13 protein-coding genes are annotated in these 14,098 nt (G+C 42.6%); 3 read left to right on the forward strand and 10 right to left on the reverse strand.

The annotated features are described in order from the left end of the window. Positions 1 to 32: 32 nt before the first annotated feature. Complete coding sequence (locus VB775_RS25035; RefSeq protein WP_281008247.1) at positions 33 to 857, forward strand: hypothetical protein; 825 nt, start codon at positions 33 to 35, stop codon at positions 855 to 857. On the opposite strand, the gene VB775_RS25040 is transcribed toward VB775_RS25035, so the two are convergent. From VB775_RS25040 to VB775_RS25050, 3 genes are all read right to left on the reverse strand, one after another. Then, the gene (locus VB775_RS25040; RefSeq protein ID WP_281008248.1) at positions 854 to 2,002 is read right to left on the reverse strand and encodes a cupin domain-containing protein; all 1,149 of its coding nucleotides are present in this window, start codon (positions 2,000 to 2,002) and stop codon (positions 854 to 856) included. The genes VB775_RS25035 and VB775_RS25040 overlap by 4 nt on opposite strands. 122 nt (positions 2,003 to 2,124) lie before the next feature. Next, the gene (locus VB775_RS25045; RefSeq protein ID WP_281008249.1) at positions 2,125 to 2,490 is read right to left on the reverse strand and encodes a hypothetical protein; all 366 of its coding nucleotides are present in this window, start codon (positions 2,488 to 2,490) and stop codon (positions 2,125 to 2,127) included. A 590-nt stretch (positions 2,491 to 3,080) separates the two neighbouring features. Further along, positions 3,081 to 4,052: a phosphate ABC transporter substrate-binding protein gene (locus VB775_RS25050; protein WP_281008250.1), complete on the reverse strand. Its 972-nt coding sequence runs from the start codon at positions 4,050 to 4,052 to the stop codon at positions 3,081 to 3,083. Between the two features lie 254 nt (positions 4,053 to 4,306). Here VB775_RS25050 and VB775_RS25055 point away from each other — a divergent pair, with 254 nt between their 5' ends. Beyond that, complete coding sequence (locus tag VB775_RS25055; protein WP_281008251.1) at positions 4,307 to 5,665, forward strand: cytochrome c biogenesis protein; 1,359 nt, start codon at positions 4,307 to 4,309, stop codon at positions 5,663 to 5,665. Positions 5,666 to 6,222: 557 nt separating this feature from the next. Beyond that, on the forward strand, positions 6,223 to 7,857 hold the full coding sequence (locus VB775_RS25060) for an alpha-D-glucose phosphate-specific phosphoglucomutase (RefSeq protein WP_281008252.1): 1,635 nt from the start codon (positions 6,223 to 6,225) through the stop codon (positions 7,855 to 7,857). A gap of 201 nt (positions 7,858 to 8,058) precedes the next feature. Here the strand turns inward: VB775_RS25060 and VB775_RS25065 are convergent, their stop codons facing one another. The 7 genes from VB775_RS25065 to VB775_RS25095 form a co-directional block, all read right to left on the reverse strand. Beyond that, positions 8,059 to 8,658 carry a molybdenum cofactor guanylyltransferase gene (locus tag VB775_RS25065; RefSeq protein WP_281008253.1) on the reverse strand — a complete coding sequence of 200 codons (600 nt, stop codon included), beginning with the start codon at positions 8,656 to 8,658 and terminating at the stop codon, positions 8,059 to 8,061. A 111-nt stretch (positions 8,659 to 8,769) separates the two neighbouring features. Next, positions 8,770 to 9,684 carry an alpha/beta fold hydrolase gene (locus VB775_RS25070; protein ID WP_281008254.1) on the reverse strand — a complete coding sequence of 305 codons (915 nt, stop codon included), beginning with the start codon at positions 9,682 to 9,684 and terminating at the stop codon, positions 8,770 to 8,772. Positions 9,685 to 9,763: 79 nt separating this feature from the next. Beyond that, positions 9,764 to 10,558 carry a hypothetical protein gene (locus VB775_RS25075; protein WP_281008255.1) on the reverse strand — a complete coding sequence of 265 codons (795 nt, stop codon included), beginning with the start codon at positions 10,556 to 10,558 and terminating at the stop codon, positions 9,764 to 9,766. A gap of 165 nt (positions 10,559 to 10,723) precedes the next feature. Beyond that, the gene (locus VB775_RS25080; protein ID WP_281008256.1) at positions 10,724 to 12,241 is read right to left on the reverse strand and encodes a peptidoglycan-binding domain-containing protein; all 1,518 of its coding nucleotides are present in this window, start codon (positions 12,239 to 12,241) and stop codon (positions 10,724 to 10,726) included. 85 nt (positions 12,242 to 12,326) lie between these two features. Further along, positions 12,327 to 13,094: an ABC transporter ATP-binding protein gene (locus VB775_RS25085; protein ID WP_281008257.1), complete on the reverse strand. Its 768-nt coding sequence runs from the start codon at positions 13,092 to 13,094 to the stop codon at positions 12,327 to 12,329. 330 nt (positions 13,095 to 13,424) lie between these two features. Then, on the reverse strand, positions 13,425 to 13,574 hold the full coding sequence (locus VB775_RS25090; RefSeq protein ID WP_281008258.1) for a hypothetical protein: 150 nt from the start codon (positions 13,572 to 13,574) through the stop codon (positions 13,425 to 13,427). Continuing rightward, on the reverse strand, positions 13,556 to 13,948 hold the full coding sequence (locus VB775_RS25095; RefSeq protein ID WP_323217069.1) for an alpha-glucosidase C-terminal domain-containing protein: 393 nt from the start codon (positions 13,946 to 13,948) through the stop codon (positions 13,556 to 13,558). The genes VB775_RS25090 and VB775_RS25095 overlap by 19 nt, the downstream gene beginning before the upstream one ends. Positions 13,949 to 14,098: the final 150 nt, after the last annotated feature.

Consider the following 14,098-nt stretch of genomic DNA (forward strand, 5'->3'; position numbering starts at 1 on the left):
TTACCTTCTTTTGAAAGCAGAATGTGAGTTACATGAACAGTAGTATCAATCCAATTCAGAAAATAGGGCATTTAATGCGAACAGATCCCGAAGGGTATCTAATTAATGAATGTAATTGGGATTCAATTCAATTGCCTTGGTTAAATCTAGTTGAAGCATTAAGAAGTATCTGTATAGAAACATTAGGCGATCGCTTGCATAGCATTAATTTACGAGGTTCCGTACCGCGTGGACAGGCTATTTTAAATGTTTCCGATTTAGATAGTATTGTGATTATTCAAGGAGAAACCTCCCCTGAACTCATAGCAAAAATCACTGATATTGAGATTCAGCTAGAAAAGCCTTATCCCTTTTGTCAGAAGGTCGAGATTATCCCAATCAGTTACAGTGAAATGCAACAGCCAAAATCCCATTGGCAAACTGTTTTACAAACACAGGGTTTATGTATTTATGGCGAAGATTTGCGATCGCAGTTTCCACAGTTTAAACCGAATCTTGATTTGGTTAGTCACGCTTTCCACCTTGAAGAAGATCTTGCCGAAACTCAAATCATGTTGCGTCAAATTCCTGCAAATAGCACCCATTTGGAATCCATTGTTAAACAGAAATGTCGGTGGATTAATAAACGCATTGTTCGTACTGGATTTGAGTTGGTAATGCAAAAAGAAAATGCCTTTACTCGCGATCTTTATCCTTGCTATGAAAGATTTGCACATCATTTTCCCCATCATGCAAGGTTGATGTACAAGGCTTTAGAATTAGCAATTCAACCATCTAGTAATCGTGACGGTTTATTAATGTTTCTCAGTCATTTTGGTAAATGCTTGGTAAAAGAAGTAAATCAGAACTTACGCTAATCTTTGACAAACAAAATACCTTCTGTTACTAGGCGGGTTAGTAAGGGAACTACATCTGCATCTAAGTCCAAATTAGGTTCCCAATCAGCCATATCCAAAACACTAAAACTAGACTGTTGAAATAGCTTTTCAAGTAGATTGAGAGACAAGCCTTTGATGGTTATTTGCTTAGAACCAACCGTAACTTGATAATGATTTTCCTCAAAGATGGCGATTTCTATACGTTGTGCTGGCAGTAAGACAAACTCAGCCTCTAAACCATGATCAAAAATATTGAATCCTAACTGTGTAGGCAAAGCAAAAGGTGTAATTGGCTGAGTTTCATTTTGGCAATTAAGCAGATATTTTTGGATGAGATCGGGCTGTTGTAAGTAATCGATTAAACGTTGCTGTTGTACTTTTAAATGCTGTTCTAAATCTTGATAATTGCCGTTAATGCTCAAAGGTAAGTTCTGTCGCCATTCCGCTTGTTCTTGTAACTCTAACTGTAGCCACTTAAGCCAATCTATCCCCGTAAAACAATCAATTCCAACTGTTAAATGGAGTGAAGGACGATCACCTGATATGGCATAATGCCAATGTCCGCGTGGAATATATAGCAGATCTCCTTGCTCTAAAACACATTGCAGATAAGGAGGCTGGTCTGGAGGAAGATGATCAGGCGATCGCGTCTCGGATGTGGGAAAACTTACTGTTTCAGGAAAAATAAACCATTCTTTATCCCCATCAATTTGGAGGATTAATACATCATGGGTATCGTAATGGCAGCTAAACCCACGCTGCTGAGCAGGAGAACAATACAGGTTAATCTGGACGCGATGCCCAATTTCATGGCATAGATTTCTGGCTAAATCTGCTAATTCTGGAACGCGCTCATCAACTCCATTAATCACTAAAGTTGCCCCCTGTTGCAAATGGTCATGCCAATTGCGGCGATCACTCTTAGATAATGAATGCCCATCTAAGGAAAAATGTAGTTTTGATTCATCTAATTGATGAAAGTTAAGCAAATGATTAAGGGTATGCCAAGAAAAGAGATGAGCGAATTTGTGGCGATCGCTGGCTGGAATATGCACAGCTTGACGAGTCCAATCTTGGCTTAAAAATTGTTCCACTGCGTAGGGAGCAAGAAGATCTTTGAGCATATCTTAATAATTGAAAACTGCTGAGTAATTACAGAAGCATTTTGAAAGCGGCGCTAAGCGCCGCTTTCAAAATGCTTCTAGGTTTCAAGTCAGCGCAAATTGCTGTATAGCCTTTTAGCTGCTTAACGCCTGATCTGGATGACGCGAATAGGTATTACCTGCACAGGTATACTTCTGATCACACGATGATGAGTATTGCCAGAGGTTCTCCGATTATCATGATCTTTAACTTGATCATGATCGCGGTCATTGTTACGACGCTTATCATTATTACGGCGGTTATCGTTGTTGCGCCTGTCATCACTATTGCGATCGGCGACTAAAGTTGGTTTTGAGCTTTGATTTACGTCTACCACTTCAACTTGGATTGATGGGGAGCGAGGTGATTGATAAGCAATAGATTCGGGAATTACTGCAAAGGCAGCGATCGGTAGAAACAAAGAAGCCTTGACACCTAAAAATAGGCTCATTAGTAATTTTGGGTTCATGTTTTTCTCCAAAAAATTAAAGTTTGCCCACTTTTCTGTTAAGTTAAAATTAACAGGCTTGGCAGATCTAGGCATTCTAGACTTAGTTAAGTTGATTTTGGTTCCCTATATCTTTGTATAGCTAAAGGCTAGTAAATATAGCTGATTTAAAGCATCAAGCTTGTCTGTAATATGTAGCACTTCTCACTGGCTCTTATTTCAGAAATTACCGATCAAGCGAACTACAAGTACTTGGGCAAAAAATTACCAAAACCCATAAAGTTACGCCCCGCAGGAGCGTAACTTTATGGGTTTTGGTTTGTAATTAATTACTGATGTTACGTAGAACAAAGATCGCCATACTGTTTCTATATCATCTTAAAAGAACGTGAGTTTGATATAGTCGTTTGCGGCGTGCGAAGCACGCCGCAAATGGCGAAAAATGGTAAGAATCGTTTAGCGATTCTTACCATTTTTCGCTTTCGTCGAACTGACGTTAAAAGAGGATTTGGAGACCAAATCCCTCTATATTGGTTGTAGAGGCTTGGTCTCCAAGCCCCATTCTCAGAGTTCCACGTAACATCAGTTAATTATGCCTAGCTACTTAGTAACTACTGCACAGAAATAAATCCTAATCTTTGGATAATTTGCTGCCCTTGGGGAGAAAGCGCAAACTCAATAAACTGTTTAGATGCAGGGCTGGTGGTCTTCTTAACCCCTAAAAACAAATTCCGACTAATTGGATATTGCCCAGCTTTGACAGCATTAACATCCGTAGGCAGAACCCCATCGATCGCCACAATTCTGGCGATTTCTTGCTTTTCTACCTGTGAGACAGTGGCATAACTAATGCCGTTATCGCCAATATCCCGCAAGATTGCTGTCGTTTCATCTTGTTTCCATGTAATGAAGTTAGGGCTATCTGGTGAGAAGTTTTGACCAAGTAATACAATATCTTGAAAAGCTTCTCTAGTTCCGCTTGTGATGCCACGATTGATCACTCTAATTGGTTGGTTTGCGCCTCCAACTTGCGACCAATTAGTGATTTTTCCCTGATAGATATCGCGTACTTGATCTTTGGTTAAATTTCCTTTAAATGGATTATTAATACCAACGAATACGGCGATCGCATCTTTCGCGATCGGTACTAATTGGATTCCTGCTTGGGCTTCGGCAGCTTTGAGAGGACGAGAAGTTGCGGCGATCGCCACATTACCATCGATTAAATTTTTTAATCCCTGATTTGATCCCGTTGGATTGCCATCGGGAATCCCATAGGTAGATGGGATGTTGGGATTAACTTGACTATAAGCATTACGCAAATCCTTGACCAAAGCCACCATCGCCGTACTGCCATCGATCGCCAAAATAGTAGGATTGGGCAAAGATGTATCAAGGTTCAAACTCGTTGTCGGTGTAGGAGTTGTTGTTCCTATGGTTGCTTGTGGGGATGTTTCAGTCGAAGCGGTAGGAGATACTACTGCTGATTTTGGTTGCGAAAAGAACCAATACCCACCTCCTGCAATTCCTGCTGTGACTAGCAATGACAATACTAAAACTGTAGTTTCTTTGCCCTGTGACATGCGTATGTTCCTAAAAATCTCTGTAATATTGGCTTAACTTTAGCGTAAATTTAGCCGTACCACTGTATCCCAAGGTCAGATCTAGTTTCTGGCAACCCAAGCTAACGTGAGTTCAATATAGCCATTTGCGGCGTGCTTTGCACGCCGCAAATGGCGGAAAATGGTAAGAATCGCTTAGCGATTCTTACCATTTTCCGCTTTCGTCGAACTGACGTTAAGCTAAGATCAAAGCTAACTGTAACTATAGATGTGACGTGTTTCAAAAAATCCGATTCCAAGCAAACCAAATTTGGCGACATCAGGTGGTGGCGCTTCTGGCTAACCTCAAAGTGGCGATAGCCCTATTATTAGCGATCGCTGTATTTAGCATCCTCGGCACAGTGATCGAGCAGGGACAAACCATCGATTTTTATCGCGAAAACTATCCTGAACATCCAGCCCTATTTGGATTTTTGTCGTATAAAGTAATTTTGGCGATCGGATTGGAGCATGTCTATGGTAGCTGGTGGTTTCTGGCTTTATTAATCTTATTTGGGACAAGCCTCACTGCTTGCACCTTCAACCGTCAATTGCCAATTCTCAAAGCTTCCAAACGTTGGTTTTACTACACCAAGCCCCAAAGCTTTGTAAAACTTCCCCTTGCGACAGAAATCATTGGTGGTAATTTGAATGATTTGGCGCAGTCTCTACAAAGTAAAAACTATAAGGTTTATCAAGCTGACGATCGCCTTTATGCTCGTAAAGGGCTAATTGGTAGAATTGGACCAATTGTGGTTCATGCCAGCATGTTGTTGGTCTTAATTGGTTCAATTTGGGGATCGCTGACTGGTTTTATCGCGCAGGAAATGGTTCCTAGTGGAGAGACCTTTCAGGTTAAAAACATCACGGAGGCGGGTGCATGGTCAGCCAATCAAGTTCCCAAAGATTGGTCAGTGAGAGTCAATCGCTTTTGGATTGATTACACACCCAAGGGAAGTATCGATCAGTTTTATTCGGATTTATCTGTTCTTGATCGTGATGGTAAGGAAGTTGATCGCGAAACTATTCATGTGAATAAACCGCTTAAATACAAAGGTGTCAGCTTCTATCAGGCGAACTGGGATATTCACGCGATCAGATTTACCTTCAACAATAGCCCGATTTTGCAATTGCCTGTAAGTAAATTAGAATCGCAAAATGGCGGTCGTCAAGTGTGGGGAACATGGATTCCGACCAAGCCTGATTTGAGTGCTGGAATTACATTAATTACGCCCGATTTACAAGGTACTTTTCTGATCTATGACGAGAAGGGAAATCTCCTAACTACGGTACGAACCAATCAAAGCGCTGAAGTTAACGGTGTGACCTTTACCTTAAAAGAGGCGATCGGTAGTACTGGGTTACAAATCAAAGCTGACCCTGGAATTCCGATTGTTTATGCAGGATTTGGCTTATTAATGCTAGGCGTAATCATGAGCTATGTCAGTCACTCACAGGTATGGGCGTTGCAAGTTGGCGATCGCCTCTACGTCGGCGGTAAAACTAATCGCGCCCAAGTCAGTTTTGAGTCGGAATTAATCGATGTCACCAATGTAGTCGATCAAAGTGCGATCGCTTCAGGCGTTGCTGCTTAATCCTTTAACGTTAACGTCACGATTTATTCGACTCCTCCAATGATTTATCGCAACAAAATCGTAGGGGCTTAGCATTTGCGCCACAATTCTCAAACTCCTCACAAAAATCCTGATCCGCAAATGCTAAGCCCTCTGTGCTTTTAGGGATTTGCGACTTAATAAAATACCAAATATAAAACCAGAATCAGTGGGGCGGCTCCGCCGCCCCACTGATTCTGGAAAATCTGGATTGGTATCTTATTTTCTTGTAAGCCCCTTCAAACAATTTGTCCCTGCATTGTGAGTTTTTGAGTAGAATTTTTCAGAGAGAGAAGCAAAAAAAAGAGTAGGTGCTTTGCACCTACTCTTTTTTTTGCTTGACTGACCAATGACTCGTAAAATGAAAACAAGCCTAAAGGTATGGGCGTTTCAGTATTTACAGCGCTTTGCGCTCAAACCCGAACCAATAATTTTTTGAAAGTGTTGCAAAGCAACACTTTCAAAAAATTATTGTGGTTCGTTTGATCGGAAATTGCTGTTAGAGCATTTATTCAGAGCATTTTTAGCCAGCAATTTTAATGAGCATCAAAGTCGTTACCACCTCCCCTTTTTCTGACCAAAAGCCCGGCACTTCAGGGCTTAGAAAAAAAGTTACCGTTTTTCAAACCCCTAACTATCTCGAAAACTTCGTTCAATCAATCTTTGATAGCCTCGAAGGATTCCAAGGACAAACCCTTGTTGTCGGCGGCGACGGACGCTATTACAACCGCCACGCGATCCAAGTAATCCTGAAAATGGCTGCGGCAAATGGCTTTGGCAAAATTTTAGTTGGACGTGGCGGCATCTTATCGACACCTGCGGCTTCCTGCATAATTCGTAAATACAACGCCTTTGGTGGCATCATCCTCTCGGCAAGCCATAACCCCGCAGGCAAAGATGGCGACTTTGGGATCAAATACAACACAGGTAACGGTGGTCCCGCACCTGAGAAAATCACCGATGCAATCTACAACATTACTAAGAGCATCACTGAATATAAGATTCTGGAAGCTGATGACCTCAATCTTGACCAAATCGGTGAATCTCAATTAGGTGATACCACGATCGCTGTGATCGACTCCGTTGCTGACTATGCGGAACTAATGGGTGAGTTATTTGATTTTGATCGCATCAAACTATTACTCGCATCACCAAATTTTCGGATGTGCTTCGATGGTATGCACGCAGTAACTGGCCCCTATGCCCAAGAAATTTTGGTTAATCGCCTTGGCGCACCTGCGAGTGCTTTGCAATGTTGTGTACCCCTCGAAGACTTCGGTGGTGGACATCCAGATCCGAACTTGGTCTATGCCCATGATCTCGTCGAAGTACTTTATGGTGAAAATGCTCCTGACTTCGGTGCAGCTTCCGATGGCGATGGCGATCGCAATATGATCTTAGGATGCAAATTCTTTGTTACCCCTAGCGATAGCTTAGCAATTCTCGCCGCCAATGCTCACCATGTCCCAGCCTATAAAGGTGGTCTGGCAGGTATTGCCCGTTCTATGCCCACCAGCCAAGCTCCCGATCGCGTAGCCGCCCGTTTAGGAATCGAATGCTACGAAACGCCTACGGGCTGGAAATTCTTCGGTAATTTGTTGGATGCTGGTAAAGCAACCCTCTGCGGCGAAGAAAGCTTTGGTACTGGCTCCAATCATGTCCGCGAAAAGGATGGACTTTGGGCAGTACTATTCTGGCTCAATGTTTTGGCAGCGCGTCAGCAATCGGTCGAGGCGATCGTTAAGGAACATTGGCAGCTTTATGGACGCAATTTCTATTCACGCCATGATTATGAAGGCGTAGACAGCGATCGCGCCAACACCCTAATCAATAATCTCCGCGCAAAATTTGCTGATTTACCGAGTCAAAAGTTTGGCAATTATGAAGTTGCCTTCTGTGATGACTTCAGCTACACCGATCCCGTCGATGGCAGTATCAGCAGCAAGCAAGGTGTAAGGATTGGCTTCACCGATGATTCGCGCATAGTATTCCGTCTGTCTGGTACTGGCACTGAAGGCGCAACTCTCAGACTCTATGTTGAGAGTTACGAACCCAATATTGCGAAACACAATCTTGATACTCAAGAGGCTCTAAAAGAGTTGATTGAAATTGCCGATCAAATCGCGCAGATCAAGACTTTAACAGGACGCGATCGCCCGACAGTAATTACATAACTGAATGTTACGTGGAACGCAGATGATAAATCTCTTACTGCTAGCGAAGCAGGGCAACCACGGGGGGATTGCCCCTACCTGTAAATTGCTGATTTTGTAGGGGCTGTGCCCCCGTGCCAGCCCTAGACTTCCGCCATCGAAGGAATTCTTTCCACGTAACATCAGCACATAAAAGTAAAGGTTCACCCTTTGGGTGCGCCTTTACTTTATAGAGCGAAAATCATCTGGAGTATTGCAGTTAAATAGCATCTCAAAAGGGACGTTTACAATCTCAGCAACTTCTTGATTAGTTAACCATTTCTGAAACGATCGCCCACCATTACTGATAAATTCCCTGAGAGAATCTTGACAAGACCAACGGTAGAAGCCACATAGCGGCTCCCATTGCTTGCGTGAATGCTCATCTACATAACGCGGTAAATAGGCGATCGCCGTTTCAGGTAAATTCTCTAACTGACCAGCCCAACTTTGGAGAAGCTCACCTTGCAGATTTGGCAAATCACAGGCAAGTAATAAAATCCAATCAACAGGACTAGCGATCGCCTGAAGCCCCTGCCAAAAGCCAACTAATGCGCCATCAAGTTGCTGATCCAATACCACTGACAATTGCGATAAATCTGTGGCGATCGCTTTGTGATATTGATCTTGACTTCGCGTCACTACATAAACATCATCAGAAACTTGTAGAGCCGTTCGACAGGTTTTTGATAACAGAGTTTCGCCATTAACCTCTAATAAAGCTTTATCCTTCCCCATCCTTGAGCTTTTACCACCCGAAAGAACAATAGCGATGATGTACATACGAGTTAAGTAGTTGAGATTAATAATTGTCCAGATCCCCCCCCAGCCACCCTTAAACAGGGGGGAGAATTAAATTCTTCCCCCTGTTTAAGGGGGATTGAGGGGGATCTCTTAGATAAACTTAAGAATCTGTTGGGCTGTGATTTCAGGCTGTTCCAGATGCGGCACATGCCCACTATTTTCAATCCAAACGAGCTTGTTATTGGGAATAATTGATTGGAACTTAGCAGCATCTTTTGTGCCGAGAATGCGATCGCGATCGCCCCAGAGAATTAGAGTTTCCGTTGACAAATACTTTAATTGATCAGCAAAGGAGCCATAGCCACCGCTTTTGGTAAATGAAATTAGGGATTCACTCCAACGGGGCATGGCTAAATGTAACGATGCACAAACCTCAGCATCGGTTGTCACAAAACGGGGATCAGCATAAGCCTTGAGACTAACTTCACGGCGGACTTTGGGACTACGTAAAAAATCCGTTGCCATCCGATCTAACGGTGGCACAAGAAATTTACCAGCCGCCGTTCCCTTTCGCATCCCTGCACTGCCGATCAAAATCAACTTTTTCACCACATCGGGATAGGTAAGCGTAAAGTCGATCGCTGCTGCACCGCCCATTGATGCACCGACAAGAATAATTGGTTTAGCGATCGCCGTTTTCCAGAAATAGTAAAGATGCTCCTTGATTAGTGCGGGGCTAACTTGACTATTCACAAGACGCTCAGTTAAACCGAATCCAAATAAATCCATCGCCCAAGTTTGTCGTGAAGTTGCCAGTTTTGGAAGTAGTCGGCGAAACTCTAATAGAGAACTGTCAAAACCATGCAACAGCAAAATAGGAGAATCTTGATCGTCTTTGCTAACAACATCTTTGCCCAGACCATCACAGACATAGCTAGTCAACACTACTTCACTGGTAAAGCTAGTGGAGACCAGACAAAATTGGATATTATCGACAAGGTTGATCGAAGTTGCTTCGGTGAGTTGCGATCGCAGTTTGGTAACTTCAGACGGTAAATTCGACATTAATTCCCTATTTTAACGTGTGTTCGATATAGCCATTTGTGCCGAACCAGATTTTTGATGGCGCGGATTAGCCGCGCCATCAAAAATCTGGTTCCTTAATTCCTTCACTTGAAGGTAATGGATAATTAGCATCCACTTTTTCATTGACTTTTGGTAATTTGTGTAGATGCATTTTGACAAGGGTTGCCCCCGTAATCGTGGCATAAAAAGGAGTAAATCCTAAGAAGAATAGGAAGATTCCGTAGAGATTACCTTGACCGCGAAAAGTGGTGATGAGCGCGACTGACATACATGTTACTAAAACCACATTAACCACAATCCATAGAAGCGATCGCCCCTTTAAGAATTTAGGATCAGGAAATTTAGGATTTCGACCGTTCCAAAGGACTAGCCATTGCAAAATACCGAGGAAGGTTCCTGCTAAAACCAGCCATAGAGAATTAACTGCTAATAGCGGGATGCGATCAACAATATTACTGGCTGTAAATGAACCGTCAGGATTGATCACAAATCCAAATTGGGCGGTAAAAGCTAAACTTGTGGCTGCAAAACCAATCCAAGTCCAACCAAAGGTACTTACTAAAATCCACCATACAGGAGATTTAAAAAATCGGCGTAGGACTAGATATTGCATCAAGCTCACAAATGCACCAACGAAGATCGCACCACTGACGATACCTATTGACACAGGACAGTTGAGACTCCCAAAGCCTGTATCGCAAACGCGAAGATCCATCAGGCGATCGCTGAGGTAATAAACTCCCGCCAAACAAGCAGCGATCCCAAATATATTGCCGATCACTGCACCGACTAGGGTTGCCAGTACCCATCGCCACCACAAGCCGACAGCAGATAAAGCACGTTGTTTTTGCATTGTATATTTTAATTCCGCATTGCCTACGAACTCAAAGATTTTTATCGCCGTATTAAATACCAATTCACAAAAGTGTGACGACACTTTTGTGAATTAAAAACCAAACCCAGTAAGGGTTTTAAAGCATAAAATGGCGTAGCCATTTTATGCTTTGGTATAAATTTTTTAGATTAGCTCTTCTGTTACAATCCTACGCAAAATATCGGCAACTGTAGCAGCCATTCTCGCATCAATTTCTAAAGCTTCACGCACAGGATCTTGAAGATTGAGGACAGCGCGTAAAGTCATATTAACCGATCGCAACTTCGGTAAAGGCAAATCTTGGGAATTGGCAAGGCGATCGACAAACTGGATACAAGCGGTATAGGTCAGTTCTGTTTGTTTACGTTGATCGCTGTATCCAAAGCCCATTTTGGAGATCACCACGGGATTGTCAATAAAATATGACAATCCCAAAGACACGATCGCCGCATCAACATATCTAGCTGTATCTTGCCCCATTGAACCAATTAAAGTACTGAGACTATGCCATTGGGCGGCTGGCAGGCGATTGGTAGGAGCAAGATGACGATGCCATGCAATTTGAGAGACAATGCGTGTCAAGTCATAGGCGGAAATCAAGTTGTCGCCACGATGTTGCTCTCTTACGCCACTAATTATATTTTTACCCGTGGGATCTCGCAAAATCGGCTGTTCAATGTGTGGAACTTCACCATAACGTCCCTGAAAAGAGAGCTTTTGATTACCTGTGATTTTTTTGAACCAATCCTGTAAACCTAGGGGTGTCGTAAATTGCTTAAACATTGCTGACAATCCATTGGAGGTCAAGCCATTGGACTCCTCATACGCACAAATGCGCTGCGCCATTTCCCCAAAGGTACGTGGTGTTTTTTTGCCTTGAGCATCGGCGATCGCACAGTTGGCGATCGCTTGATTTGGTTGTACTTGATTAGCAGTACAGATGGTGTAAAGCAATGGCACAATTTTGGTAGAACTCCAAAACTGCACATTGCGTAACGGATTGCGCCCGATCCAACGCGATAGCATTTGTCCATTGACAATGCTACCGATACAAATACAAGCTTCTTGGATGCTGCTATGGAGAAACTCTAAGCCAATATTCTCAATATTGGGAATTACCCCAAGCGCAGGATATGGACGAAAGCGCACGCGCACCTGAGTACCAGCCAACATGGCAACATCCCCATAGGAAACAACATTTACCCCGTCAGGCAAACTGGCAAGGCGATCAGGATAGGCGGGGATATGGCTTAACAATGGAGATGGCGCGAAGTTACGGTTGGGCAAACCTTTTTTAGAACCTGCAATACAGCCATTGATCCCCCGATCAAGAAATCCTAGATAGTTAGAGTCTGCTTGCCCCATATTTACAAAAATGCGCTGAGCGTTGGTAAATTTGGGAAATAGGCGATCGCCATCGCCAATAATCTTAAGCAAATGCCTTACTGCCGCAGGTATCTGCAAGAGTTCATTGGTAATTAAGCGGGAATTAGCATCTAAAATCGTATCGATGCTCAGGGCATTGGCAAACTGCACAAAAGCCGCCTCCGATAATCTGCCATAGATGCCATCCACTTCACCGTCATATAGCCCTAACTTTTGCAAATATGTCTGTGTTTTGATTAGTTCTTCAAATGAAAGCTTTACCTCTACGACTGCCATGAAATCCCTCTACAAAAAAGCCTTAACTTAATAGTGTATCGACTAGTTAGGCGATCGCAATGTATTCCAGATTTCATCGCAGGGTTTACTTTCCAAAATGCCCCATCCCCAGATACAACTCGGCAACTTCAGGATCGTTCAGTAAATCTGTACCCTTACCCGTAAACTCATCTTTGCCCAAATGCATTACATAACCACGATCAGCGATCGCTAGAGCCTTACGTGCATTCTGCTCCACCAAAATTATTGATGTTCCCGTTTGATTAATCTGCTGAATTAAATTAAAAATATCCTGAACCAATATTGGTGATAGTGCTGCCGAAGGTTCATCTAGGATCAATAACTTCGGCTCTAACATCATCGCTCGTCCCATCGCAAGCATTTGCCGCTCACCACCCGAAAGTGTCCCAGCCCTTTGATTACGGCGTTTAGCAAGTACGGGGAAAGTTTCGTAAATCTTGTTTTTAACTGTCGTAATGTTTCCTTCACGGGTATAGGCTCCCATATCGAGATTATCGGAAATGCTCAACGACGGAAATACATTTGCAATTTGTGGCACATAACTGATCCCATGACGCACAATTTGTTCGGGCTTTAGTCCGATCAGATTGCGATCGCCAAATAAGATTTCCCCTGAGCGTACTGGCACTAGCCCAAATATAGTTTTTGCTAAAGTCGATTTCCCAGCACCATTAGAGCCTATCACAGTCACAAGTTCGCCTTCATAGACCGACAAATTAGCACCCTGTAAGATGTCTACTCCATCAACATATCCTGCCACAATGTCACGGGCTTCAAGAATAAGTTGATTTGAAATTTGGCGAACGGTTGGTTCAGCTTGACTAGCATTCATAATTGGGATTTAATCGCTCCGAGCTTAATATTACGCTAAGATTAAGCTTAATCGCATTCAACCGCCTATCTATGAGTAAATTTATACCAAGCTCATACTAACTTTCTGGGTTGATACTCATGCTCTGTCTTTAAGTTGTTAAAGAAAAAACGATATTTCTACAGCGCTTTGCGCTCAAACCCAAACCAAGAGAAGAAATTGAAAGCGTTGCTTTGCAACGCTTTCAATTTCTTTTCTTGTGGCTCGTTTGATCAGCAATTGCTGTAAGTACGATAGTTTCATATTCACAAAAAAAACAGCAAAATCAAACAGCGATCGCCGCTCTCAAAATCAACTTTCGTCAATTAATCCCTCGTATTCGTCATGTAAACCAATCCAAAACCAATAGTAATCATCATCTTCTTCTATGGATAGGCGATCGCTGGTTGATTTTTTGAGAGGCGATCGCCATCGTTTTGATGTTATGTTTCTGTCAACCAACAGAACTGATAGCCATGAAGAACAATGCGTTCATCATGTTGAGATGGCTTTTTACCAGTATATAAATCGATAAATCGGCTATAGGCACTAAAACCCTTATTACTTAAGGCTGACAAGTCTAAATATTGCGGATTTACATCAAAATTGGCAACTACTAGCACTTTCTCGGATGGACGCTGATGATCGAAACGAATAAAACCGAGCAAATGTTCATTGTCTAAGTGGAGCAATTCACGATTATTAAAATCGGCAAAGGCTGAGATTTCTTTGCGAATGGAAATCATCTTCTTCATGGCAGTGAAGATTGCATATTGTTCAGTGCCTTGTTTTTTGCGTAGTTCGGCTTTTTCCCAATCAATTTTCGGACGATGCACCCAACGATTATCACTGCTTTTACTATACTTTAGACGGTCAGAACTTGAGCTTTGAGAAAATGGGATAATCGGCTAAAGAATTTAATACTGCCGCCAAAATTAATTCATGATTACAATCGAATTTTCAGAAGACGAGAAGAAAAAACTACT

Source organism: Pseudanabaena sp. CCNP1317, from assembly GCF_034931345.1.
In the GTDB taxonomy this organism is placed as follows: Bacteria; Cyanobacteriota; Cyanobacteriia; order Pseudanabaenales; family Pseudanabaenaceae; genus Pseudanabaena; species Pseudanabaena galeata.

Excerpts from the sequence above, each read along its gene's own strand:
- VB775_RS25065 (WP_281008253.1), bottom strand. The coding sequence starts at position 8,658 with ATGTACATCATCGCTATTGTTCTTTCGGGTGGTAAAAGCTCAAGGATG.
- VB775_RS25050 (WP_281008250.1), bottom strand. The coding sequence starts at position 4,052 with ATGTCACAGGGCAAAGAAACTACAGTTTTAGTATTGTCATTGCTAGTC.
- VB775_RS25080 (WP_281008256.1), bottom strand. The coding sequence starts at position 12,241 with ATGGCAGTCGTAGAGGTAAAGCTTTCATTTGAAGAACTAATCAAAACA.
- VB775_RS25035 (WP_281008247.1), top strand. The coding sequence starts at position 33 with ATGAACAGTAGTATCAATCCAATTCAGAAAATAGGGCATTTAATGCGA.
- VB775_RS25060 (WP_281008252.1), top strand. The coding sequence starts at position 6,223 with ATGAGCATCAAAGTCGTTACCACCTCCCCTTTTTCTGACCAAAAGCCC.
- VB775_RS25085 (WP_281008257.1), bottom strand. The coding sequence starts at position 13,094 with ATGAATGCTAGTCAAGCTGAACCAACCGTTCGCCAAATTTCAAATCAA.
- VB775_RS25040 (WP_281008248.1), bottom strand. The coding sequence starts at position 2,002 with ATGCTCAAAGATCTTCTTGCTCCCTACGCAGTGGAACAATTTTTAAGC.
- VB775_RS25075 (WP_281008255.1), bottom strand. The coding sequence starts at position 10,558 with ATGCAAAAACAACGTGCTTTATCTGCTGTCGGCTTGTGGTGGCGATGG.
- VB775_RS25045 (WP_281008249.1), bottom strand. The coding sequence starts at position 2,490 with ATGAACCCAAAATTACTAATGAGCCTATTTTTAGGTGTCAAGGCTTCT.
- VB775_RS25070 (WP_281008254.1), bottom strand. The coding sequence starts at position 9,684 with ATGTCGAATTTACCGTCTGAAGTTACCAAACTGCGATCGCAACTCACC.